At 68.9% G+C, this 1,058-nt stretch carries 1 protein-coding gene; it reads left to right on the forward strand.

Annotated features, from left to right (window positions below; all coding sequences use genetic code 11):
- A partial coding sequence (locus HC028_RS26810) for an RNA-guided endonuclease InsQ/TnpB family protein (RefSeq protein WP_240940812.1) occupies positions 1-1,058 on the forward strand: 1,058 nt, incomplete at both ends.

Here is a 1,058-nt window from a genome sequence, read left to right on the forward strand (position 1 = left end):
CTGGCGCGGGCGTTCGGGTGTGCGCGGGTGGTGTTCAACGACGGGCTGCGCGCACGCCAGACCGCCCGCGAGGCCGGCCTGCCGTACATCTCGGACGCCGAGTTGTCCAAGCAGGTCATCACGCAGGCAAAGACGACCGAGGCCCGCGCCTGGCTGGGCGAGGTCTCGTCGGTCGTGCTCCAGCAGGCCCTGGCCGACCTCAACGTGGCCTACCGCAACTTCTTCGCCTCGGTCACCGGCCGGCGTAAGGGCCGCAAGGTCGCGCCGCCACGGTTCCGGTCGCGCAAGGACAACCGGCAGGCGATCCGGTTCACCGCCAACGCCCGGTTCAAGGTCTTGGTCAACGGCCGGCTCAGGTTGCCGAAGATCGGCGACCTGGACGTGCGGTGGTCTCGGCAGCTTCCGGCTGACCCGTCGAGCGTGACAGTCATCAAGGATGCGGCGGGCCGGTACTTCGCCTCGTTCGTCGTGCAGACCACCGACCAGCCGCTGCCCGAGGTCGAGCCCGAGGTCGGTATCGACCTGGGGCTGACGCACTTCGCGGTGCTGTCGGACGGCAGGAAGGTGGCGGCGCCGAAGTTCCTGCGCCGCGCCGCACGCAAGCTCAAGCGGCTGCAGCAGAACCTGTCCCGCAAGCAGAAGGGGTCGAACAATCGCAAGAAGGCCGTTGTGAAGGTCGCCAGGGCGCACGCCCGGGTGGCCGACACCCGACGGGACTGGCAGCACAAGCTCTCGACACGGATCGTCCGCGATAACCAAGTGGTGTACGTCGAGGACCTGTGCGTGGCCGGTCTCGGCCGGACCAAGCTGGCCAAATCCATCCACGACGCCGGCTGGGCCAACTTCACCGCGATGCTGGAGTACAAGGCCGCCCGGTACGGGCGGACGTTCGCGAAGATCGACCGGTTCGCGCCCACGTCGCAGACGTGCTCATCATGCGGGCGGGTCGACGGACCCAAGCCGTTGAACGTCCGGTCGTGGGCCTGCCCATGCGGCGCGGTCCACGACCGGGACGTCAACGCGGCCAAGAACGTGCTCACGGCGGGACGCGCCGAGAG

Source organism: Planosporangium flavigriseum (genome assembly GCF_011947225.1).
In the GTDB taxonomy this organism is placed as follows: Bacteria; Actinomycetota; Actinomycetes; order Mycobacteriales; family Micromonosporaceae; genus Planosporangium; species Planosporangium flavigriseum.